Source organism: Lachnoclostridium sp. MSJ-17 (assembly GCF_018918205.1).
Taxonomy (GTDB): domain Bacteria; phylum Bacillota; class Clostridia; order Oscillospirales; family Acutalibacteraceae; genus Ruminococcoides.
The window spans coordinates 1-22,727 of the sequence record NZ_JAHLQB010000112.1; the positions used below are offsets into that span (position 1 = coordinate 1).

General features: G+C 52.7%; 17 protein-coding genes and 1 tRNA gene. 3 read left to right on the forward strand and 15 right to left on the reverse strand.

What is annotated here, in order from left to right; genetic code table 11:
• Positions 1-245: 245 nt before the first annotated feature.
• The 15 genes from KQI64_RS09205 to KQI64_RS09275 form a co-directional block, all read right to left on the reverse strand.
• Positions 246-322 (reverse strand) — tRNA-Pro (locus KQI64_RS09205).
• Positions 323-438: 116 nt separating this feature from the next.
• Positions 439-1,488, reverse strand: coding sequence for an LPXTG cell wall anchor domain-containing protein (locus KQI64_RS09210; RefSeq protein ID WP_216524438.1), 1,050 nt, complete (start codon positions 1,486-1,488; stop codon positions 439-441).
• Positions 1,489-1,684: 196 nt separating this feature from the next.
• Entirely contained in the window at positions 1,685-4,315 is a 2,631-nt protein-coding gene (gene alaS / locus KQI64_RS09215; protein WP_216524439.1) for an alanine--tRNA ligase, read from the reverse strand.
• Between the two features lie 27 nt (positions 4,316-4,342).
• Positions 4,343-5,563 carry a peptidase U32 family protein gene (locus tag KQI64_RS09220; RefSeq protein WP_216524440.1) on the reverse strand — a complete coding sequence of 407 codons (1,221 nt, stop codon included), beginning with the start codon at positions 5,561-5,563 and terminating at the stop codon, positions 4,343-4,345.
• Entirely contained in the window at positions 5,556-6,884 is a 1,329-nt protein-coding gene (mltG, locus tag KQI64_RS09225; RefSeq protein ID WP_216524441.1) for an endolytic transglycosylase MltG, read from the reverse strand. The genes KQI64_RS09220 and mltG overlap by 8 nt, the downstream gene beginning before the upstream one ends.
• Positions 6,885-6,921: 37 nt before the next feature.
• Positions 6,922-7,509: a 5-formyltetrahydrofolate cyclo-ligase gene (locus tag KQI64_RS09230; RefSeq protein WP_216524442.1), complete on the reverse strand. Its 588-nt coding sequence runs from the start codon at positions 7,507-7,509 to the stop codon at positions 6,922-6,924.
• Positions 7,500-8,039: a DJ-1 family glyoxalase III gene (locus tag KQI64_RS09235; protein ID WP_216524443.1), complete on the reverse strand. Its 540-nt coding sequence runs from the start codon at positions 8,037-8,039 to the stop codon at positions 7,500-7,502. Before KQI64_RS09235 ends, KQI64_RS09230 begins: the two co-directional genes overlap by 10 nt.
• A gap of 12 nt (positions 8,040-8,051) precedes the next feature.
• Positions 8,052-8,861, reverse strand: coding sequence for a GNAT family N-acetyltransferase (locus KQI64_RS09240; RefSeq protein WP_216524444.1), 810 nt, complete (start codon positions 8,859-8,861; stop codon positions 8,052-8,054).
• Entirely contained in the window at positions 8,855-9,742 is an 888-nt protein-coding gene (locus KQI64_RS09245) for a DUF2156 domain-containing protein (protein ID WP_216524446.1), read from the reverse strand. The genes KQI64_RS09240 and KQI64_RS09245 overlap by 7 nt, the downstream gene beginning before the upstream one ends.
• Positions 9,736-10,401 (reverse strand): dTMP kinase, encoded by a 666-nt coding sequence (locus KQI64_RS09250; protein WP_216524459.1) that lies wholly within the window; start codon positions 10,399-10,401, stop codon positions 9,736-9,738. Before KQI64_RS09250 ends, KQI64_RS09245 begins: the two co-directional genes overlap by 7 nt.
• Positions 10,402-10,404: 3 nt before the next feature.
• Complete coding sequence (gene thyX / locus KQI64_RS09255; protein WP_216524467.1) at positions 10,405-11,208, reverse strand: FAD-dependent thymidylate synthase; 804 nt, start codon at positions 11,206-11,208, stop codon at positions 10,405-10,407.
• Positions 11,209-11,420: 212 nt separating this feature from the next.
• Complete coding sequence (locus tag KQI64_RS09260) at positions 11,421-12,224, reverse strand: amino acid ABC transporter ATP-binding protein (RefSeq protein WP_216524469.1); 804 nt, start codon at positions 12,222-12,224, stop codon at positions 11,421-11,423.
• 12 nt (positions 12,225-12,236) lie between these two features.
• Positions 12,237-12,881, reverse strand: a complete 645-nt coding sequence (locus KQI64_RS09265) for an amino acid ABC transporter permease (protein WP_216524471.1) — start codon at positions 12,879-12,881, stop codon at positions 12,237-12,239.
• The gene (locus KQI64_RS09270; protein ID WP_216524473.1) at positions 12,881-13,744 is read right to left on the reverse strand and encodes a transporter substrate-binding domain-containing protein; all 864 of its coding nucleotides are present in this window, start codon (positions 13,742-13,744) and stop codon (positions 12,881-12,883) included. Before KQI64_RS09270 ends, KQI64_RS09265 begins: the two co-directional genes overlap by 1 nt.
• A 206-nt stretch (positions 13,745-13,950) precedes the next feature.
• Complete coding sequence (locus KQI64_RS09275) at positions 13,951-19,266, reverse strand: starch-binding protein (RefSeq protein ID WP_216524474.1); 5,316 nt, start codon at positions 19,264-19,266, stop codon at positions 13,951-13,953.
• A gap of 401 nt (positions 19,267-19,667) precedes the next feature.
• Between KQI64_RS09275 and KQI64_RS09280 the strand changes: the two genes are divergently transcribed.
• Genes KQI64_RS09280 through KQI64_RS09290 form a run of 3 tightly spaced genes read left to right on the forward strand, consistent with a single transcriptional unit; the run spans position 19,668 to position 22,689 of the window.
• Complete coding sequence (locus KQI64_RS09280) at positions 19,668-21,101, forward strand: ABC transporter ATP-binding protein (protein ID WP_216524476.1); 1,434 nt, start codon at positions 19,668-19,670, stop codon at positions 21,099-21,101.
• Entirely contained in the window at positions 21,098-21,889 is a 792-nt protein-coding gene (locus tag KQI64_RS09285) for an ABC transporter permease (RefSeq protein ID WP_216524478.1), read from the forward strand. The genes KQI64_RS09280 and KQI64_RS09285 overlap by 4 nt, the downstream gene beginning before the upstream one ends.
• Positions 21,889-22,689, forward strand: coding sequence for an ABC transporter permease (locus KQI64_RS09290; RefSeq protein WP_216524479.1), 801 nt, complete (start codon positions 21,889-21,891; stop codon positions 22,687-22,689). Before KQI64_RS09285 ends, KQI64_RS09290 begins: the two co-directional genes overlap by 1 nt.
• Positions 22,690-22,727 lie beyond the last annotated feature (38 nt).

Genomic DNA, 22,727 nt, shown 5'->3' on the forward strand with positions numbered 1-22,727 from the left:
AAAGAGCCAACCGCTTATTTCTAAACGATTGGCTCTGAAAAAGAAAAACGCAGACATTTTACTTATCTGTCTGCGTAATGTGTGTGGGTTATTCAGTTGTTATTCGGAAGTTCGGGTCTTGTCAAACGCGAAAATACCCGATTTACATCCATATTTCGTGACAAAAAAATTCACGCCTCTGAGACGCAAAAAAGCCCGATAAAATCGGGCTTTTTCGTGGATATATCTTTTTTGCATATCCTTTATGGTCGGGATGACAAGACTTGAACTTGCGACTCCACGCCCCCCAGACGTGTGCGCTACCAAACTGCGCTACATCCCGATGCAACATTAAGATTATACCAGATGCTGCGAGATTTGTCAAGGGGTATTTTAAAATTTATGAAAAAAAGGGAATGGCGAACCATTCCCTTTATCTCAACTTAATTCAGTTTTGAATTAGTCTTCTCTTCTCTTTCTCGCGAGGAATACTACGCCTGCAGCAGCGAGCATAATGCCGCCGAGGAGGAAGATAAGAGTGTCGCCCTCACCGGAGGTTACAGAACCTGTACCTGAGGTCTTGGAAGAAGAGGAGCTTGAGGAAGAACCTGAGCTTGAGCTGGAGCTTGAAGAAGAACCGGAGTTGGAAGAACCGCCGGAGTTGGAGCTCTCAGAAGCGGAAGAGCTGGACTTTTTCCAGTCTACCTGACCTTCTTTGCCGGCTTCCTTGATAGCCTTCTCAATGTCGTCCTGGCTGAGACCCCACTGCTTAGCGATATCGTCAAGAGTCTGCTGAGCGGTCTTGCCGTTGTACTTAAGAGCGTTGCTGAGACCGTCGGTACCGTCGGACTTAATGAAGTTTACGAGCATGTCATAGTAGGTTGTGCCAGCCCAGAGAGCCTGACCGATGATGTTACCGATTGAGGTAATGCATACGGGCGGAGCGTACTTGGAAGAATCAGCGTTCTTCCATCTTACGTCGTAGCTCTTCTTGTTGGAGTCAACGTTATTCTCAACCTGGTCGCCTGTGCAATAAGCGGTGTCGCCCATGATGCTGGGATCCCAGATGATGTCGCAGGTCTGGACGCCCCAGTCGCCGGTGAAAATCATACCATACTGCTTGCTGGAATCGAGCTCGATGCCCTTATCGTCGAAATCGAAGGACCAGACGTTGTTGCCCTCGTCCTTCATGTTACCCTTCTTGGAACCCCATGTAATGAGAGCGGAATCGCCGTGGGGATACAGATAAAGGGTGATTGTGTTGAAGTTCTTCCACAGGTCGGGATTAACCTCAAAGTAAACCTTTTTGCCGTCACCGACAGCAGCGTCAGCGGCAGCGGCTACAGCGGAATCGTCTGCAGCAGCAACGGCAGAATCGTCAGCGGCAGCTACAGCAGAATCATCAGCGGCAGCAGCAGCGTTGTCAGCTTCGGCAGCGCTTGCGGCTACGACAGCGGTGCTGCCAACCATAATTGCCGCAAGAAGAATGCTTGCAATTTTCTTGAACATTTTTTGATCTCCTCCTAAAATTGATCGTTCATCCGAGAATATTTAAATCTCAGTACAATAATTATACAATAAAAGTTACAAAACTTCAATACTTTTTCAAATTTTTTGACTGGATAATTTCACAATTATCTGTTCTCAGAATTGTAAGTTTTTAACACTAATAGGCATGCCGCAGCGGTTTTGGTTATTCTCCGGCTTATTTCAGCATGGATAAAACGGTGTCCTTTACAATCGCGAGCGCTTCTGTTATCTTGCTCTCGTCCTTGGCTCCCGCCATCGCCATGTCGGGCTTGCCGCCGCCGTTGCCGCCCGCAGCCTGTGCGACCGCTCTGACGATTTTGCCGGCGTTTGCGCCCTTTGCGAGAGCGTCCTTGCCGCAGCCCGCCGCGAAGGTTACCTTGCCGTCGTTTGCCGTGGCGATAACGATCACTACCGCGCTCTCCTTGTCCTTGGCGCGTGCGCACATATCGCGGAGCACGTCGGCGTTTGCTCCCTTGGCAAAGCCGGTCACGATCTTCACGCCGCCTTCTTCAACCGCGTGATCGAAGAATTCGTCGAGCTGTGACGAAGCGAGCTTGGCGTTGAGCTCGGCGATCTCCTTTGCCTGAGCCTTAATGAGCTGTTCGGCGCGCTGTGCGCCCTCGATAAGAGCCTTGGGATTGGACTTGAGAACCTGCGCCGCGCCCATAATCAAGGCGTTTGCGTTGTTGATATAGCGGATAACGCCGTTGCCTGTGAGCGCCTCGATCCTTCTTACGCCCGCGGCAACAGAACCCTCCTGACGGATTTTGAACAGTCCGAGGTTTGCGGTATTCTTTACGTGTGTACCGCCGCAGAACTCAACGGAGAAATCGCCTGCGCTTACGACGCGTACAACGTCGCCGTATTTCTCGCCGAACAGAGCCATCGCTCCGAGCTTCTTGGCTTCCTCGATCGGCATTTCGCGGGTATTGACATCGACAGCCTCAAAAATCTTTTTGTTAACAAGCTCCTCAACGTCCATAAGCTCCTTGGCTGTGAGCGCCTCGAAGTGAGTAAAGTCAAAGCGGAGTATGCGGTCGTTAACGAGCTGGCCCGCCTGCTGAACGTGGTTTCCGAGAACCTCGCGGAGAGCCGACTGCAAAAGGTGAGCCGCGGTGTGGTTGCGCATGATATCGGAGCGTCTGTCCGCGTCAACAGAGGCGTTGACGCTCTCGCCTACCGCGATTCCGCCGTCCTTGATAAGACAGGAATGAATAAATATACTGCCGGACGCGTCCTTTGTGGTGTTGTCGACCTCGACTTCGAAGCCGTCGCCGCTGATAACGCCGGTGTCGCCTACCTGTCCGCCGCTCTCGGCATAGAACGGGGTCGTGTTGAGAACAAGAGCTACGCTCTCGCCCTCGCCCGCAGTTTCTACACGCTCGCCGCCCTTGACGATCGCGAGTATCTTTGACTGAGCGGTAAGGTCGGTGTAACCGACAAACTTTGTCGCGGAAATATCGGAGAGGTCGGTGGAATCGGAGATCCACGCGTCGGCTCCGGCGTTCTTTCTCGCGTCGCGGGAACGCTTCTTCTGCTCCTTGAGCAGCTCCTGGAAGCGGTTAACATCGACCTCTATGCCCTGCTCGCCGAGAATCTCGCGGGTCAGGTCGATCGGGAAGCCGTAGGTGTCGTTGAGCTTGAACGCGTCCTCGCCGCTGATCTTCTTGATCTCCTTGTTCTCGATAAGGTTATTGAGCATTCTGAAGCCCTGGTCGATAGTCTTGGCGAAGCTCTCCTCCTCGACGCGGATTACCTTGGTGATAAACTCCTGCTTCTCCTTGAGCTCGGGATAAGCGGTGAGGTTTTCTCTGATAACGGTGTCGCAGACCTTGTAGAGGAAGGGCTCGTGGTAGCCTAAGAGTCTGCCGTGACGCGCGGCGCGTCTGAGCAGTCTGCGGAGAACATAGCCCTTGCCCTCGTTTGAAGGCATAACGCCGTCGCCGATCATGAAGGTGGTGCTGCGGATATGGTCGGTGATGACGCGGAGCGAGATATCGCTCTTGTCGTCCCTGCCGTACTCAACGCCGGTGATCTGTGAGATGTGCTTCATGATATTCTGAACGGTATCGACAAGAAAGAGGTTGTCAACGCCCTGCATTACGCAGGCGAGACGCTCAAGACCCATGCCCGTATCGATGTTCGGGTGGTCGAGAGGAGTGTAGTTGCCGTTGCCGTCGTTCTCAAACTGGGTAAATACGAGGTTCCAGACCTCAACAAAGCGGTCGCACTCGCAGCCGACGTGACAGTCGGGCTTGCCGCAGCCGTGTTCGTCGCCGCGGTCAAAGTAGATCTCAGAGCAGGGACCGCAGGGACCTGAGCCGTGCTCCCAGAAATTGTCCTCCTTACCGAGACGAACCATGTGAGAGGGATCTACGCCGACCTCCTTTGTCCAGATGTCGTAAGCCTCGTCGTCGTCCTGATAAATGGAAACGTAGAGCTTTTCCTCGGGCATTTCGAGCACCTTGGTGAAGAATTCCCACGCCCACGCGGTAGCCTCGCGCTTGAAATAGTCGCCGAACGAGAAGTTGCCCAGCATCTCAAAGAAGGTGCCGTGGCGTGCCGTGATGCCGACGCGCTCAATATCGGGCGTGCGGATACACTTCTGACAGGTGGTAACGCGCTTGCGCGGCGGAGTTACCTCGCCTGTAAAGTACTTCTTCATCGGCGCCATTCCGCTGTTGATAAGCAGAAGGCTGTTGTCGTCCTTGGGAACAAGGGAAAAGCTGGGAAGTCTGAGACATCCCTTTGACTCGAAAAACTCAAGAAATTTTTCTCTGAGCTCGTTTAATCCTGTCCACTGCATTGTTCTGATTACTCCTTTTATATGGGTTTACTTATTCATTAATCTGATAACCGATCCCGAAGGAACCGGATTGTCGGTTTTCATTGTCAGCCTCTCCATCGGGTGCGGAGCGCTTTCTACCTCCACGCCCGCTTCGTTGACAAGCGAAAGGCATTTTACAAGGCGAGGTATTCCGTCGGGCGGAAGAATGTCGAGGATATCGCCGACGCAGAATTTATTGCGCTGGGTTATTACTGCGGTTGTATCGTCAATATTTTCCTCGCAGACCGCGACCTGGTTGTAGTGACGGATATATCCGCCGCTGTGAACCGCCTGTCCCGGCTCGCCGCCGAGATAGAAGCCGGTGCTGTACTCGCGGTGGCTGATTTTTTCCAGCTCCTCTTTTATCCACGGCTTGAGCGTGAATGATTCGCCCTCGCGCAGATAGTCGTCGATCGCGTGGCGGTAGGCGTTTGTGACGACTGCCGTGTAGTAGGCGGATTTTGCCCTGCCCTCGATTTTCAGGCTGGACACTCCCGCTTTTACAAGCTCCGGAATGTGCTCTATCATGCACATATCGCGCGAATTGTAGAGATAGGTTCCGCTTGAGTCCTCCTCAACGGGAAAGAACTGACCCTCGCGCTTTTCCTCAAACAGGTGGTACTTCCACCTGCACGGCTGAGCGCAGTCTCCGTGGTTCGCGTCGCGTCCCGTAAGATAGCTAGAAATAAGGCACCTGCCAGAGAATGACACGCACATCGCTCCGTGAACAAAACATTCGATCTCGAGGTCGTCGGGGATATTCGCGCGTATCTGAGCGATCTCGTCAAGCGGTATCTCACGCGCGAGAACCACACGCGAGGCGCCCATTTTGTGCAGCGCGTTTGCCGCGGCGTAGTTTGTCACGCCAGCCTGTGTGGATATGTGGAGCGCAACCTCCGGCGCGTACTGCTTTGCAAGCTCGAGCACTCCGAGGTCGGCGATAATGAACGCGTCAACACCGCACTCCTGCGCGTACCTCAGAAACGCGGGCAAGTCCGCAAGCTCTTTATTGCGCGGCAGCACATTGCAGGTGACGTAAATCTTACTGCCCTTTTCGTGCGCCATGCGGCAGGCTTCTTTTAAGTCGTCGCTGTCAAAATTCTTCGGCGCGGAACGCATGCCGAACTGCTTTCCCGCGAGGTAAACAGCGTCTGCTCCGTAATTGAGCGCAGCCCGCAGGCTCTCCATATCGCCCGCGGGAGCTAATAATTCAGGCCGCTTAATCATTTATATACTCCAGATTCGCCTCGTGCTCGTAGTTTGTCGAAGCGTAGTAGGCGTTGCCGTACTTGTCGTGGCAGAAGAAGTAGTAGCCGGTGTCGTAGGGCTTGAGAGCCGCCTTGATCGCCTCCATACCGGGGTTGCAGATGGGTCCGGGCGGCAGACCTTCCTTGTCGTATGTATCGTAACGGCTCTTGTAGTTCTTCGCGGTATCCTCGGGCAGCTTGTCCTCGCTGCGGTAAGGATAATACTTCGTTGAATCAAGACCGAGCTTTGATACGCCCATTGACGAATCGGCAGTCAGACGGTTGTGCAGAATAGAGGAAACATAGTACATATCCTCCTTGTCGGCAGCCTCCGCCTGAACGATAGACGCTATAGTCAGGATCTCGTCGAGGCTGTATGGCGTTTCGGAAATCTCGAGCATCTTGTTTACGGAATAGAGCTTGTCGTAACCGAAGTCCTGCTTCTGGTAGAGCCTGTTCTCGAAGTTGTTGAGCAGCTTGTAAATAACGCTGCGCGGGTCGTCGTTCTGATAAAACTCGTACTTATCCGGATAGAGATAACCCTCGAGCTTGTAGTAGCGGTCGGAGGAATTCTTTATGCTCTTGAGGAAGTCGAAGTCATCGTCAAACTCATCGGACGCGCAGAGCTTGAGGAACTCGTCCTTGTCGGCGATAGCCTTCTCCTCGACGAGCTTGTCCGCGATCTCCACGACGCTCATACCCTCGATGATAGTTACCTCGACGGTGTCGGTACGGCGCGAATTGCCCTGCAAATTGGAGATTATCGCCTGGTAGTCCATATTCTTGGTCAGCTCGTAGGTGCCCTGGGTGAACTGGGTCGACTTGGTGGCGTTTGCGTACATCTTGAAATAATTCGGCTCGCCGATAACTCCGCTCTTAGCGAGCACCTCGGTCACGCTGTCGACCGTGGGATCCTTGGGTATCGTGACGGTGACAGGCGCGGGATCCTTGCGGTTGATAGCGAGCAGATCGTTCATGCCCGTGATGAGGAACATTGCGATAGCTGCGCCGACGATCGCGACCGAAACAAGCCACGCTATGCGGAAAATACGCCTGTTTCTCCTGTTGCGCGCCCGAAGCTCGCGCTTTTCCTCCTTCATCTTGCGCTTGAGCGAGCGCTTTGACTCGCGCGCGATCTGATCCTTCACATCTTCGCCGCTGTAGGAGCTGATTTCCTCGGGTTCATCGCTGTAGCCGGACTCGCCCTCGTCGTCGTAGTCGTCCTGAATGCGGAGACGGAAGTTATCCGCCTTGCGGCGGCGCTGTTCCTCCAGCGAATTGATGTTATTGTCGTTATTCATAATACTCATTCCTTTATCTGCCGCTTTCGCGGAATGTTCAGCCCCCGGTGCGGTTGCTGAATTTTTCGGTCATAACGATATCTACCGCACGGTCAAAGGCTCCGCGGGGCAGCTCGCCCACGGTGCATTTGCTGTAACAGATCCCGACGGTAACACCGCCGAAGTCCGACAAAAAGCGGTCGTAATAGCCCTTGCCGAAGCCTAACCTGTAGCCCTGCAAATCAAAGCTGAGTCCCGGTACCAGACACAGTCCGCGCGAAAAATCCACCGCCTTTTCGCACTTCTCCGGCACAGGCTCCAGAATCCCGTATTTGCCGGTGCTCAGGTCGTCATATGATTTTATGAAATAAAAATCCATTTCATTCGAGCTTGCGTGGCACTTTGGCACCGCCACGCGCTTTCCCCTTGAGAGCGCGTCCGCGATGATCGCCGAGGTGTCGCATTCGATCGGCTGAGAGATGTACGCAAAAAGGCTGTCCGCGTCAATATACTCCTCAAGGGAGATGAAGCGCTCAAAAAGCCGTTTGTCAAGCGACTTTTTCAGCTCGGGCGGACACTCCGCGCGGTAACGCTTGAAGCGCGCGCGCAGCTCATGCTTGCGTTTTCTGACGTTTATCAAAGGCATTGCATTTCCTCAATGACCCTGTCGGCGTCAGCCTTGCCGAGGGCGAGAGCGACGATAGCGTGGCCGAACTCGATAGCGCAGCCCGCGCCCTTTGAGGTGATAACGTGTTCGTCGGTCTCAACGTGAGCGCCGGTGCAGAGAGCGCCTTTCAGCTCGGACTCAAAGCCCGGGAAGCATGTCGCGTTTCTGCCCGCCAAAAAGCCGAGCTTGCCGAGAATCGACGGCGCGGCGCAGATAGCTGCTGTGATCTTCTTGTTTTCAAAGCAATAGCTTACGCACTTGAGCACGGCTTCGTTTGAACCGAGGTTGATCGTGCCGGGCATACCGCCGGGAAGAACCACGCCCTCAAGTCCGTCGTAAACAACGTCTGTGAGGTCGATGTCGGGCTTTACCGTCACTCCGTGAGAGCCGGTAACATATACGCCCGTGACGCCGACGGTCTGAACATTCAGACGTGCGCGGCGCATTACGTCGAGAGTGGCAAGCGCCTCGGTCTCCTCAAATCCTTCTGCTAAAAACAAATAAAACATAATAGGCTCCTTTCAGTTGAGCGTTATCCCGATGAATACCTCACCGGGCGGTTCTTCGTTTGTCAGCGGGCGCAGCATACCGCAGATTTCGCGCTTTGCATCGGCTAGAAGCGGATTCGCGCCCGTTCCCGTGATTATATATGTATCTGCCTCTATTGTTGAGAGCAGGTTTTTTAATTCTTTTATATCATTATAAATAGAGTAATATACCGTTGCCGTCCGTTTTTCAAGCGAGTAAATCGCCAGAGCGTTTTTTGAACAGACGGTTTTCACTCCGTATACTCCGTAGTAAGACGCGGCGAAGCTTATGAAATCTTTATTCCAAAAAAGAAAATTATTCTTCAATGACTCTATTTGCAGCGCGTCGGTGTCGGGAGTGCCGGGGTCGGGTTTTTGCGTTTGTCCCAAATCCCCTCGCGTCAGCCTGCGTGTTCTCGCGGTGCATTTTGCGAGATAACCGAGTTTTGAATAGAACCGGTACAAGCCCTCGTCGGCGGGAAAGAGAACTGAAAACACGTCTCCCCTGTTTTTTGCGTCGCCGAGCGCAAACTCGATCAGTCCGCTCATCACGCCGCGTTTCCGGCAGTCGGGGCGGGTCGCCGCTCCGCACAGATAGTGCGCCGGTCTGCCGTTAAGAGTGCAGTCAACAAGATAAACGGCGGCGATAAGTTCACCGTTTTCTTCCGCCTTATACGCGTGAGTAAAGCTCATTGTTCTTTCAAAGAATAAATCAGCGGCTTTTTCCTCTTCATCAAAGCAGTCGAGCCACAGAGCTTTCAGCACAGGAAGGTCCTTATTGTCTGTTTTTGAGAAGCTTACCATTTCGCCACTCCGTCGTATCTGTCGTAAATGATCGCCGGGTGATAGGACAGCTTTGACTTGCGCAAGCCCTCAAGCCCCAAATCCTCCTCGCGGTTTATATATGTATAAGCGGTCAGACGCTTGGCGAATTCGTTGTTTATTACCGCGTAGCTGCCCTCATAGGCGGTAAGCGCCTTCTCGAAGTTGACGTCAAAGCAGACAGGTGAGATCTCGCTGCCTAGAGTCATCGCGACAGGCTTGCCGCTGACAAATAGGATAATTCCGCGCATATTGAATTCAGCGAGATTATCAAGCGCCTCGCGGATCACTTCATACTCGGCGTAGGTTTTGCGGTCAATGTCGTTTTCATCGCACCAAAGCTCAACGACGGTCAGGGCGTCACAGATATTATCAGGCGTAATGCTCCTGATTTCAGTGTTGTCAAAGGTGCGGAAAAATTTAGAGATATGGTTGCGCTTGGAGTGGTATTTCTTACCCGCGAGATTTGCGAGGTCATCGGTAAAATAAATATAGTCCTGAGTTGTGTCGCTGCGCTCGAAAACAAAACGGTCCGGACAGAGCGTTTCGAGAATATCGCGCTCCTTTTGGGAGAGATAGCCGAAGCAGGCCCTATCGTTTTTCTCCTGTGCGTCGGCGAAAACCGCCTCGACAGCGCCCTTTACGTTTTTACCCGAGGGCAGGCAATAGCCCCAGACAGAGCCGTCGCCGCGGAAATAGGCTTTTATCAGGGTATCGTCATAAAACGCGACCTTGATATCGTACTCGCGCGACCACAGGTAGGCGGAAACGAAGTTGTACTCCAGCCCTACCGCCTCAGGGTCTGAGTAGTAGGATTCATATTCCTTTATTCTTGACTTTTCGAGATGTCTGAAATTCAGCATATAATACTCTCAAGCGCCGCCTCAATATCGGCGGCAATTTTTTCGATCGGCTTGATATCGCCGTTTTCACAGCAGTTTATTAGCTGCCATCCGCAGTTTTGGACGGCGTACAGCGCGCTTTCACGGCAGCTCAGCAAAAATCTGAGGTTGCTCTCGTGCAAATCCTTCTTGGAGTTGTCGCCGCCGTAGCGCTTTTCCATCAGCTTCTGCGAAACGTCCGGCTCAACGTCGAGGTAAAGCACGGCGTCGGGCCGCGGAAGCCCCAGTTTATCGTATTCAAAATCCGCCTGCCATTTGATGTAGTTCTCCCACTCGCTTTCGGGAAGCTTCGACATCTGGTAGATGAGATTCGAGGTCGCGTAGCGGTCGCTGAGAAACACGGTATCGCCCTGATAATCGCGCTTCCAGTCCTTCAGAAATCCCGCTATGCGGTCGACGGCGTAAAACGCGGACGCGGCGTATGCGTTGACGTCCTCCGGCTTATTTCCGAACTCGCCGCCGAGGTACATCTTTACAAGAGCCGAGCTCGGGCTGTCATAATCGGGGAACTCGAGCCGTCTGACATTCATTCCCCTGTCATTAAGCTTTTCAAAGAGCAGCTTTGTCTGGGTTGCCTTGCCGCTGCCGTCAAGACCCTCAATTACAATGATCTTTCCCATATTTTACTTTCTCCCGTATTTACGGCGAACCTCCGCGGCTTTTCCGCAGGACATCGCGCCCTCGGGGCAGGGTCCGAACAGACAGGACGGGCCGCAGTTCTTGAACAAATGCGGAGCAACCTCAAGGCAGAGGAGCAACATCTGCTCGGCGACCTCGCGGATCTCCCACTGAGCGCGGTTGCAGCAGCGGTGAGCGAAGAAGTTGTGCAGGCTGCGGGCGTTGAAGGTGCAGACGATTTTTGTAGTGGAAGCGTTGGGCAGAATGAATCTCGCGTCCTCGTTTGCCTTTTTTACGAAGGCTGAATAGCGCTTCTTGTCCTTCACGCTGAAATCAGCCATCACCTCGGAGTCTGTTCTTCCGGCTTCCTCGCCCGTAAACTCGCGGATATATCCCGCGGCAAGCGCGTCGCGTATCTCGCGGTAAGCCTCGCTCTGCGCGGAAATGACCTTTTCGTAAGCGGCGAGAGCCTTTTCATTAGCGGCGATCGCGGGCGGAGTAACAAAATCGAACTTTGTGCCGTCGACATAACGCTGTGACTGCTGACTGTAGGAAGCAATGCGGTGGCGTACAAGCTGATGTGAACATGCGCGCGAAATACCCTCGATCCCGAAGGTAAAGGACGCGTGTTCGATCGGGCTGGCGTGGCCGAGGTCTGAGAGCATATCAATGAACGCCGCGGTTTTTTCCTCGGTCAGTCCGTCGCGGATATCCTCGATACCCGACGGAGAGTAGCAGAGCTTTGCCGCCATAGCGACGGTCTGTTCGGGATTGGGCGTGTAGTTGAGCAATGTAACCTTGACAGGCATCTTCGTCCCTCCGTTATAGTTGATGATAGGATAACATAGTTATACTGATTATATCACATAATTACCGTTATTATAACATTTTACATCACGCTTTTCAATAGGCTGGAAATAAAATTTAGCGCCGCGCGTCCTGCCATTATTAGGCAAAAAGCGGCTTTTTAGGCAAAAACAAAAAGAGACAGCGCAAAGCCGTCTCTTTATTATGCTTTTTATCAATCTCCGAACTGATTGAAGCGGGCAAGAAATTCTCTTGTTCTCGGGCTTTTCGGGTTGTCGATGACCTCCTGCGGAGTGCCCTCCTCCTCGATCAGACCGCCGTCCATGAAAATAATGCGGTCTGCTACGTCGTGGGCAAAGCCGATTTCGTGTGTTACGACGATCATCGTGCTTTCGGAGCTCTTGAGTCCCTTGATAACATTGAGAACCTCGCCCGTCAGCTCGGGGTCGAGCGCCGAGGTGGGCTCGTCAAAACAGAGAATGTCGGGCTCAAGCGCAAGCGCGCGGGCAATCGCCACACGCTGCTGCTGTCCGCCGCTGAGGTCGCAGGGATAGGAGTCGCGCTTTTCGTAAAGACCGACTCTTTTGAGCAGACTTTCAGCCTCTGCGCGGATCGCCTGCTGAGCCTGTTTCATATTCTTCGCTCCCTTGTAGGAGCCGTTCTCGCGAATCTGCTCCTTCGCCATCAGCGTCGGCGCGAGAGTGATGTTCTCGATAACCTTGTACTGAGGAAAGAGATTGAAGTTCTGGAACACAAGACCGAAGTGCAGGCGCTTGCGGCGGATGTCGAGGTCGCTCTTTGCCGCCTCGCCGTCGCTGTCAAACAGCACCTCGTCCTTTACGGAGATTTTGCCCTTCTGAGGGGTTTCGAGGAAGTTCAGGCAGCGCAGAAGCGTCGTCTTGCCCGAGCCCGAGGAGCCGATGATCGCGAGCACCTCTCCCTTGTTGAGAGAGAAGCTGATGTCCCTGAGCACCTCGTTTTTTCCGAAGCTCTTGCCGATATTTTCAACCTTTAGCATAGCGACCCCTCCTTAACCCTTGTAGTAGCTGAGCTTTTTCTCGATGAAGGAGAAAAGCAGAGTGAGCGCGCCGTTGAAAATCAGGAAGAACACGCCTGTGTAGAAGAGCGGCCATATCAGACCTTGCATCGTAAAGCGCTCGGCAGCCTTGAGCATTTCGGGCACCATGATAACGCGTGCGAGCGAGGTGTCCTTGACGAGAGTGATGATCTCGTTGCTCATGGGCGCTACAATGCGCTTTACGACCTGCATGAGTACGATTTTGAAGAAAATCTGACTTTTCTTCATGCCGAGCACCTGTCCTGCCTCGTACTGTCCCTTTGGGATCGACTCAATTCCGCCGCGGAAAATCTCCGAGAAATACGCCGCGTAGTTGATGACAAAGGCGATGATCGCCGCCGTCATGCGGTCAAAGGAGACTCCCCACACGAGCGAGGGAATGTAGAACACGACAAAGAGCTGCAGCATGAGCGGTGTGCCGCGTATGATCCACACAAAGGTCTTAACCAGACCCTTGAGCGGAAGAAATTTTGACATTGATCCGAACGAGATGATCAGTCCGAGCGGAAGCGCCATCAGCAGCGTCATGCCGAAGATGGTGCAGTTCTGACCGAAGCCGTTCAGCAGATCAAGCGTTACGTTTAGAAATTGTTCCATTATTCTGAGGTCTTAATCTTGGGGATCTGCTCCTCAAGGTTATATTTCTTCGCAATTTCCTGGAGCTTGCCGTCGTTGTAGAGCTTCACGATAGCGTCACTGACCTTTTGGCTTGCGTCGCTGCCCTTTCTGAACGCGATGCCGTATACCTCGGGAGAGAATTCCTGATCCTCAACGACCTTGAGATCTGCGTAATCGGAGCCTGCGCGGAGTGTGCCGATCGACATTACATAGTCAATTACAGCGATATCAGATGTGCCGGACTTGACCTCGAGGAGGCACTTTGCCTGTGAATCCGCGGGAGTGTAGGTTACTTCCTTGAAGAAGTCCTCGCCCTTGGCAACTTCTTCACCTGCGGAGCCTGCCTCGGCAACTACCTTGGCGCCCTTGACGTCGGCTGCGGTCTTGTACTTGTCGGCGTTCTCAGCCTTAACGACCATAACCTGCTTGTTGGACATGTAGGGCAGGGTAATGCTCATGTTGGCCTCTCTCTCCTCGGTGATGGTGAGTCCGTTCCAGATGCAGTCGATAGTCTTTGCGTTGAGCTCGATCTCCTTGGAATCCCACTCGATCTCCTGGAACTTGGGCTCTACGCCGAGCTCAGAACATACTGCGGTAGCGAAGTCGGTCTCGAAGCCTGTGAGCTTGCCGTCCTCGCCGATGTAGTTCATCGGCTCAAAGTAGGTGATGCCGATCGTCATCTCGCCCTTGCCGGAGATGTAGTCCCAGTCGCTGTCAGCTGCGGCAGCTGTGGTTGCAGCGGCGTCCGAAGCAGCTGAGCTTTTGTCGTTTTTCGCGGAACAGCCTGCGAAGGCGGTAACTGCCATTGCGCCTGCCATGAGAAGTGCAATTGTCTTTTTCATAATTTTTCCTCCAAAAATTGATTTGATTAAAAATCATACCTTAATATTATATAGTAACAATTTATCAAAGTAAAGTATTTTGGAGAAATTTTTTGAAAAATTTTCATAATCTTCTGTTTTTTTATTAATTTAAATGCTAAAAGCGGCGGCTGCCGCAATGACAGTCGCCGCATAATAGATGTATTTTTGTTCAGTGAGTCATAGAATTACCATGTTTCGACGTTGTGCTTGCCGCCGCTTTCGCCTGCGTCATAGTAATTTGTGCTCTGACTGTTAGTATTGATATCGACAGTCTGTGTGCTTCCGTTCTGGAAGATAACCATGTTGTAGGTCTTGGGAATGTCGATGATATAAACTGTCTGACCGTAGCCGTTATCCTGCTGCTCAACGTTCATAGCCGGAGCGCTGTTCCAGTCAAAGGGAGTGTTACCGTCCGCCCAGTAATATGCTTTCACGGTGCCGCCCCAGCTGCAGGAGAATCTGACGGTGTATGTTTCTCCGACGGACGAACCGCCCCACGGAAGGGCAACAAACTTGTCGCCGTCTTTGGTTCCGTTGGTGTACCAGCCCTCTGCGGAGAGGTCTGTAATATCGGTAGTCTGCGGACCGTTTGTGCCGGCGGTAAATACTAAGCCTACCGTGTCGTCGGGAACGGACGCTTCGAAGTTGTGAACACCTGCGTCAATTCCGTTCTCACCGATATCGTTCATCTGGATTCCCGGCCATTCGCTGGAGGTGCCGCCGCTTGTCCAGTAATGTACAAATACCGAACCCCAATTCTGGTTGTTGGTGAACTTGACGACCTTTCCGCCGCTGCCGCCGCCCCAGGGAAGGGCGATGAACTTTCCTTCTCCGTCCTGTGCGCCGCTGGTATACCAGCCCTCTGCGGAGAGATCGAGTATGTCGGTTGTCTGGGGACCGGTGCTGCTTGCGGTAAAGCAGATACCGCCGGCGCCTTCGGGAATAGTCGCCTCAAAGTTGTGGACGCCGGGGTCGATGCCGTTCTCGCCAATATCGGTCATCTGAATTCCGGGCCATTCGGTAAGTTCTTTGCCGTCAGAGGTCCATGCGTGAACAAAGACGGAATCCCACTTCTGATTGTTGGTAAACTTTACAACCTGACCGGTCTGAATCGGCTCAAATCCCCACGGGAGAGCCTGGTAAACAGTTTTGCCGTCGGCATTGACCTCGGTGTACTTGCTGTTTACATACCAGCCTTCGGGGCTGAAATCGGTGATGTTTGTGGTCTGAGGATCGGTATCCTGACCGCCGCCGTTAAAAATAATGCCTTCTACGTCATCGGGAATTGAAGCGGAGAAGTTGTGGATTCCGGGATCGAATCCGTTTTCGCCGTCGTCAGTCATCGGAATACCGGGCCACTGCATGTCGGCGCTGCCGCCCCATGCGTACACGTTTACTGTAGTCCAGTTAAGATTGTTTGTGAACTTAACTGTCATATCATAAGCAGGCGGATCCGTGATAGGCTCTGTAGGCGCCTGAGTGGTAGGAGCAACCGTTGTGGGAGGCTCTGTGGGTGCCTGAGTTGTAGGAGCAACTGTTGTAGGAGGCTCGGTGGGTTCGGGAGCCTGAGTGGTAGGCTGAACGTCGGGTTCCTGCTGCTTTGTGTTGTCAAATTTGCCCGCGTATACTGCAGTTGCGGTATCTGAGGGCAGATAGCTGATGTCGGAACGAACGATCTTGGAATCGTCGATAAAGTAATACTGCGGATTTGTATCATCCTTGAGCTGCAGATACTCTACGTCGAGGTTAACGGTTGTCTCGCCCTTCGCGCCGCTGACGGGATTGAAGGTCACGGATACGAACGGAACTCTGCTGTCGTTGTCGGTGAGCTCGTAGCCGTCGAGGTCGGTGGCATTTGCCTTGATACCGCCGTTGGGCATTGAGTCAACATCGAGGTTGTAGATGGTTGAAACTCCTTCGGTAACACGGAAAAGCTGATATTTCTTTCCGTTTCTGTTAACGCCGTCGGTATCGTCAAGTGTGAGGTACTTCTTGTCATAGGACATTGTCCACTGTCCGTTAACCATGTCGGCATCCTTGATGTTGATCCAGTAGGTAACGGTGATCTGATTTGCAATGGGATCGAATTTTGTTGTCGCCTGCGGGAAGATATTTGAGGTCGCCTTTACAGTCAGAGTATCGCCGGGCTGAGGAGCCGCGGTAGTGGGCTGTGTGGGAACAGGAGTGGTGGTCGGATCGGGATCCTGCTTCTTGGTGGCGTCAAAAGCACCCGCGTATACTGCGGTAGCTGTGTCTGAGGGCAGATAGCTGATGTCGGAACGTACAATCTTTGAATTATCTATAAAGTAGAACTGATCGACGCCTTCCTTGGCGAGCTGCATAACCTCAACGTCGAGGTTTACGGTCGTGCTGCCTGTAACGCCTGCAACGGGATTGAAGGTTACGGATACAAACGGAACTCTGCCGCCGTCGTCGGTGAGATCGTAACCGTCAAGGTCGGTGGCGTTGCACTTGATACCGCCGTCGGGCATGGACTCGGGATTGGTGTTGGTAATCGTACCCGCGCCATCGGTCACTCTGAACATAAGGTTCTTCTTGCCCTTTGAATCAGTGTTTACGCCGGCGGTTTCGTCAATAGTCAGGTACTTCTTGTCATAGGACATTGTCCACTGACCGTTGACCATGTAATAATCCTTGATATTGATCCAGTATGTAACGGTGATCTGGTTAGCGATGGGATCGAATTTTGTTGTTGCCTGCGGGAAGATGTTGGAGGTCGCTGTAACCGTCAGCGATTTTCCACTCGTCGCAGGCTCAGTAGGGCGGGCTGTTGTGGGAGCCGCGGTTGTAGGCTGAGGAGCAGTTGTGGGCTGTGTGGGTCTGGGTACAACATACTTCTCGCCGACCTTGGCGTGCTTGGGATTCTTTGCGATGTAGAGCTGGATATAGGTAACGTCGGTGATGTTTACCTCTCCGTTGCCGTCAACGTCAGCCATCTGAAGGTCTAAGCCTGTGAGCTTGTTTTTGCCTGCAATGTGAAGCTGAACATAGGTAACGTCCTTGATAGTTACAACGTCGTCGTTTGTAACGTCGCCGTAGATTCTTACAACCTCAGGCTCGGGCTGAGTTGTCGGAGCCGCTGTTGTGGGCGGAACCGTAGTGGGCTTCGCTGTTGTGGGCGGAGCTGTAGTGGGTTTCGCTGTTGTGGGAGCTGCTGTTGTGGGAGCAGCTGTTGTGGGAGCCGCTGTTGTGGGAGCAACTGTGGGCTTCGCCGTTGTGGGAGCTGCAGTTGTGGGCGGCTGAGTTGTTGTAGGAGGCTGGGTAGTTGTAGGAGGCTGAGTAGTTGTAGGAGGCTGAGTCGTTGTGGGCGGCTGGGTTGTGGGAGCCGCTGTTGTAGGCTCGTAGCCCTTTGTAACAACTGTCGCGGGAACCTCGACAACAGTAGGTGTGCGGGTCGAAGCAACGAAGTTTGAACCGCCTACATATTCCCATGAGGATGCGTTGAGCTTCGGGCTGTGAGCGCCGGCTGCCGGGAACTGCTGGTTGTTGCCGCTGCCGCTGACGATAAAGTAAGCGTTCTTGGACTTTGTAAGGTCAAAGTCAGTCAGCTGACCGTTGAGATAGCTCTCGGTGGGAACCTTGTAGTACCACATGTCCTGCTTCTCGTCGTAGGTCATGGTCTCGCCCGGCCATGAAGCGGCGTTGCAGTAAACGGTATCCTTGCCTACTGTATCCTCGTCGTACATATAGCAGTTAAGAGGAGTTTTCCATGCATTACGCTTTTTCTTGTCGAACCAGATGTAGATGTTGGAGCTGGTGTCCTGCTGCTTGTTGTAATGATAGGTCAGCGTCTCTGTTGTGCCGTACTTATCTGTAGCAGTAAGAGTGAGGTTGATGGTATCGCCGTAGTTATAGTCCGAACCGATCTTGATAGCGGTGCCGTTTGTGAAGCTTCTGGGGCTTGAATCGTCAAGGCAGAAGGTGCCGCTGACAGCATTTTCAAGGCTGAGCTTAACGGTGAGGGTTTCGCCCTTGAAAACGCCGCTCTCAACGGAGCTGGTAGCGCTGGGAGTGGGTCTGCCGTCATAAACGACAGCAACGCCGGTCGAACCGATTGAACCGGAAACAGTGCCGTTCGAAACGGTGAAGGTGTTGCCGGAAACCATATCGGTGTAGGTGCCGTTCGCCATACCGGTGTTGGAAATGTTTACGGTCGTGGAGGTGCCGCTTACGTTGGAGAGAACGATACCCTTGCCACCTCTCTGTACATAGGCGATGCTGCCGGAGGAGCCGAGCTTCTCGTTCTGACCGACAAAGAGGTTGTGGAACTTGTTGACAGCCGCTACAGCTGTGCTCTTGTAAGTGGTGTCGGTGCCCGCTTCACCCATACGGGCAGTGCCGGGACGTGCGAAATAGAGAGCGGTAGCGTCTTTTCTCGCGGCGACGATAGCCCATGCCTTGGCGATCATTTCGTCAGAAATGCTCTGGGTATTGGAAATGCCCGCGGAGCCTGAATCGCCCTCGAAGGTATCGTGGGACTCTGCCCAGAGAACTACCTGAGAAGCGGAAACGCCGGACTTGTACTGGCTGCTTGCCGCTGTACCCGCGTTGCCGTTCTTTACAGCCGCGAGTACGGAGTCGCCGGTCTTGTTGTCGGTGACGTCGATGTAGGGAGTGTAGCTGCTGAAGCTCCTGCCTGTACCGCAGGTGTTAAGGATCTCGCCGTAGATGAAGAGGCTCTTGCCGGGATTCTTCTGCGCGTAGTAGCTCTTGGCTCCGTTTGCAACGGTAGGCCAATACTGTGAACCGTAGCTGCCGTCATTGGGAGTCTCGATGTGCTTTGCAGCGTCGAAACGGAAGCCGTCGACACCGCAGTCGATGCACTCCTTGAGCAGGTTAAGAGCAGCCTGCTGTACGTTGGAGTTGCCTGTGTTGAGGTCGGGACAAGCCGAAACGTGACCCTGAACCGTCTTTTGGACTGAGCTGTCGTCCGCGTTTAAGTTATTGTTGCGGAAGTAGCTTGTTCTGTTGTTGTAGAAATCGGGCTGATAGGTTGCGACCTGATCGCTGAGCGAGTTGGGACCCGCAATTTCCGACAGGTTGCCGAAGTGGTTGGATACGATATCGCAGATAATCTTGATGCCGTACTTGTCCGCTTCGGAACAGAGAGCTGTCAGCTCCGCCTTTGTGCCGAGCCATGACTTCTGAGCGATCTGCATGCTGACGGGCTGGTAGAGCTTCCACCACTGGCCGCCGACGTCGGTAGACGCGCTGAAATCCTTGGGCTGCTGCACAGGTGATGTCTGAACAGTGGAATAACCCGCGGCGGCGATTGCCGGCAGATTATCCTTGATTGAGTTGTAAGACCAGTTGAACGCGTGCAGGATCACGCCGTCTCTGACATTTGACTGTATCGCAGCGTCAGCAGCGACTTCCGAGTCCGCGAGTGTAGTCGCGTTCGCGGAGAAGGTTAATGCCAAAGATGATGTGAGCACTGTCGCTGCAGCAACTATGCTTACGAGTTTTCTGAACATTTTCATCCAAAAATCATCCTTTCATAAAAGTTCATTTTTATTATAACAAATCAACACTCAAAAGTATATGGTTTTTATTACAAATTAATAACAAATATTTTGTTGAATTTTTATTTAATTCATTTTGTTGTGCGAATTGATAAATTTTTTTGGTATTTCCGCCCGCTATGTTCCTTTTAGCGCCGTCTCAATTTTTTACCACTATTATATCAATATCGTATATTTACCGCAATTTTCCGCAGGATTTCATTCGGTGAATTAATTAACGCAGTGTTATTGCCGTTTATTAACAGTTCAGCGCGATACTAAATCCTTGACATTTCGCGGTTATTCGAATATAATCTAAAATGGTTTTGTAGGCGAATATGCCCGTAACCGATATTTTGAAACAGAACAGGGGTGCATAAATGGAACAGACATCTAAAAAGGTGATTGTATCCTTAAAGGATATTTTCGTCAGATTCGACGGAGAGGTAATTCTCAACCACATCAACCTTGATATTCATGAAAAGGAATTTGTGACGATCCTCGGCCCGAGCGGCTGCGGAAAAACCACGACGCTGCGCATTATCGGAGGCTTTGTAGAGCCCGAAAGCGGAGACGTGATTTTTGACGGCAACAGAATCAACGGCCTGCCGCCGCACAAGAGAAACGTCAACACTGTCTTTCAGAAATATTCGCTGTTCCCGCATTTAAATGTATATGACAACGTCGCCTTCGGATTAAAGCTCAAAAAGCTGCCGAAGAATGAAATAAAACAGAAGGTCACAAAGATGCTCGCGGTAGTCGACCTCAAGGGCTACGAGAAGCGTCCCGTGCAGAAGCTGTCCGGCGGTCAGCAGCAGCGTGTGGCGATCGCCCGCGCTCTCGTATGCGACCCCGATATCATTCTCCTTGACGAGCCGTTGGGCGCGCTCGATCTCAAGCTGCGCAAGGACATGCAGCTCGAGCTCAAGGAGATTCAGAAGAACACCCAAAAGACCTTCATCTACGTAACCCACGACCAGGAGGAAGCGCTCACAATGAGTGACCGGGTAGTTGTTATGAACAACGGCGTTATCGAGCAGATCGGAACGCCCGAGGATATTTACAACGAGCCGGTCAACGCCTTCGTAGCCGACTTCATCGGCGAGGCGAATATCCTCAACGGCACGATGATCGACGACTGCCGCATCCGCATTCTCGGCAAGGAGCTTGAGTGCGTCGACAAGGGCTTCGGCAAAAACACTCCCGTCGATGTGGTTATCCGTCCGGAGGACATCATCATCACACCTCCCGAAAAAGGTCAGCTGACGGGCGTCGTCGAGAAGCTCACCTTCAAGGGCGTTCACTACGAGATGAGCATCCGCTGCGGCAGGTGCGAGATCCTCGTTCACTCAACAAGAAGCGCCGAAGTCGGCACCACGGTTGGCATGAGCGTCGTTCCGTTCAATATCCAGATCATGAACAAGCTCCTGCCCTTCTATGATAATATAATAGAAACCTCTGTCGTCAGCAGCGACGAGGCTGAAAATTACTTTGAATTTGAGCTTGAGGGCGAGACCATCAAGGTCGACGGTCACTTCTTCCCCGAGGAAACAAGGCTCAGAATCACGCTTCCGCCGTCGGCTCTTTCTCTCGCCGGAGACGGTACCGGAGATTTGCAGGACGTTTACATCGAGTCCGTCGTCTACAAGGGCGAACACAACGAGATCATTCTCGAGTCCGACGAGCGCAAGTGGCTGATGCTCAGCGATACCGACGAGCAGGTCGCGACCTACGTTCCGCTCAGCTTCGACTTTACAAAGGCGCAGTTCGAGGTGCTTGACCCCGAACCTGCTGAAGGGGAGGCTGAAAGATGAAATCAAAGCTTCTCTCACTTCCCTACCTCGTCTGGATGGTAATCTTCACGATGATCCCCCTGGTTATGATAGGCATAACCGCGTTCACTGACAACAGCGGAAGCTTTTCGCTCGACGCGTTCGCCTCGGCGTTTGAGTACACCAACGTGTTTCTCAAGTCGCTGTGGATCGCGCTGCTCTCGACCGTACTGTGCCTGATCATCGCCTACCCTCTTGCGTATATGATAACCCAGATGCGCGAGTCAACGCAGAATACGGTAATCATGCTGCTGATGATCCCGATGTGGATGAACTTTCTGCTCCGCATCTACGCATGGGTGCTGCTGCTCCAGAGCGGCGGCCCTCTCGATACCCTGCTCTCGGCAATCGGTATCCACGGCTCCTACAGCAACAACACCGCCGCGGTCATCGTCGGCATGGTTTACGAGTACATGCCCTTCATGCTGCTGCCGATCTACACCGTTATGGGCAAGATCGACAAGGGTCTTATCGAGGCGGCTCAGGATCTCGGCTCCAACAAGCTGATGGTTTTCCGCAAGGTTGTTTTTCCGCTCAGCATTCCCGGAATTATCTCGGGCATAACGATGGTTTTCGTGCCCAGCGCGAGTACCTTTGTCGTAGCTCAGTACCTCGGCGGCACCGACGACATAATGATCGGTGATATCATCGACAAGATTTTCTTCACAAACAACCACATCGGCGCGGCGATCTCGCTCGTACTGATGATATTTATTCTCGTGTTCCTCGTACTGATGAACCTGTTCGGCGATGAGGAGGCGATTGCGTAATGAAAAACAGAGGTATTCTCACAAAAATCTACATTGCGCTGATAATGGTGTTCATGTACGCGCCGATAGCGGTGCTCATCTTCTATTCGTTCAACAAGAGCCGTTCGGCTGCATGGGGCGGATTTACCTTTGACTGGTACATTCAGCTATTCAAGAGCAGCTCGATCATGAACGCTCTCACAAATACGCTGCTCGTGGCGTTTCTCGCCTCGTTCTTCGCGACGATTCTCGGCACAGCCGCGGCGATAGGCATAAGCAATCTGAAAGGAAAAACGCGCATGCTCGTGCAGAACGCGTCAAATATTCCGATCATCAGCCCCGATATCGTAATGGGTGTTTCGCTGATGCTGCTCTTTACATTCCTCGGCGTGCTTTTCAACTTCGAGATGGGCTTCGGAACGGTTCTGCTCTCGCACATCTGCTTCTGCGTTCCGTTCGTGGTGCTCAACGTTATGCCGCGTATCCGCAGAATGGACTCGAGCCTTTATGACGCGGCTCTCGACTTGGGCTGCACTCCGTTTCAGGCGTTCCGCAAGGTCGTAATCCACGAGCTTATGCCCGGTATCTTCTCGGGCGCGCTGATAAGCTTTACCTACTCGCTCGACGACTTTGTCATCACTCACTTCACACAGGGCGCGAGGTTCCAGAACCTCAGCACGGAGATCTACGGCATGCTCCGCCGCAAGATCCCACCGACGATAAACGCTCTATCTACCCTGCTCTTCCTCGTTATCATTATTATAATGGTGCTGATAAATATCCGCGACCGCAGGGCTGAAAAGAGAAAAATGAGTCTGTAAAAATTGTTATCCCGTCACAAGGTGACTTATATTATTAT

Bases quoted from the DNA above. Each gene is read 5' to 3' on its own strand.
- alaS (WP_216524439.1), bottom strand. From the start codon at position 4,315: ATGCAGTGGACAGGATTAAACGAGCTCAGAGAAAAATTTCTTGAGTTT.
- mltG (WP_216524441.1), bottom strand. From the start codon at position 6,884: ATGAATAACGACAATAACATCAATTCGCTGGAGGAACAGCGCCGCCGC.
- KQI64_RS09275 (WP_216524474.1), bottom strand. From the start codon at position 19,266: ATGAAAATGTTCAGAAAACTCGTAAGCATAGTTGCTGCAGCGACAGTG.
- KQI64_RS09250 (WP_216524459.1), bottom strand. From the start codon at position 10,401: ATGGGAAAGATCATTGTAATTGAGGGTCTTGACGGCAGCGGCAAGGCA.
- KQI64_RS09265 (WP_216524471.1), bottom strand. From the start codon at position 12,881: ATGGAACAATTTCTAAACGTAACGCTTGATCTGCTGAACGGCTTCGGT.
- KQI64_RS09210 (WP_216524438.1), bottom strand. From the start codon at position 1,488: ATGTTCAAGAAAATTGCAAGCATTCTTCTTGCGGCAATTATGGTTGGC.
- KQI64_RS09285 (WP_216524478.1), top strand. From the start codon at position 21,098: ATGAAATCAAAGCTTCTCTCACTTCCCTACCTCGTCTGGATGGTAATC.
- KQI64_RS09240 (WP_216524444.1), bottom strand. From the start codon at position 8,861: ATGGTAAGCTTCTCAAAAACAGACAATAAGGACCTTCCTGTGCTGAAA.
- KQI64_RS09230 (WP_216524442.1), bottom strand. From the start codon at position 7,509: ATGCCTTTGATAAACGTCAGAAAACGCAAGCATGAGCTGCGCGCGCGC.
- KQI64_RS09260 (WP_216524469.1), bottom strand. From the start codon at position 12,224: ATGCTAAAGGTTGAAAATATCGGCAAGAGCTTCGGAAAAAACGAGGTG.
- KQI64_RS09235 (WP_216524443.1), bottom strand. From the start codon at position 8,039: ATGTTTTATTTGTTTTTAGCAGAAGGATTTGAGGAGACCGAGGCGCTT.
- KQI64_RS09290 (WP_216524479.1), top strand. From the start codon at position 21,889: ATGAAAAACAGAGGTATTCTCACAAAAATCTACATTGCGCTGATAATG.
- KQI64_RS09220 (WP_216524440.1), bottom strand. From the start codon at position 5,563: ATGATTAAGCGGCCTGAATTATTAGCTCCCGCGGGCGATATGGAGAGC.
- KQI64_RS09270 (WP_216524473.1), bottom strand. From the start codon at position 13,744: ATGAAAAAGACAATTGCACTTCTCATGGCAGGCGCAATGGCAGTTACC.
- KQI64_RS09245 (WP_216524446.1), bottom strand. From the start codon at position 9,742: ATGCTGAATTTCAGACATCTCGAAAAGTCAAGAATAAAGGAATATGAA.
- thyX (WP_216524467.1), bottom strand. From the start codon at position 11,208: ATGCCTGTCAAGGTTACATTGCTCAACTACACGCCCAATCCCGAACAG.
- KQI64_RS09280 (WP_216524476.1), top strand. From the start codon at position 19,668: ATGGAACAGACATCTAAAAAGGTGATTGTATCCTTAAAGGATATTTTC.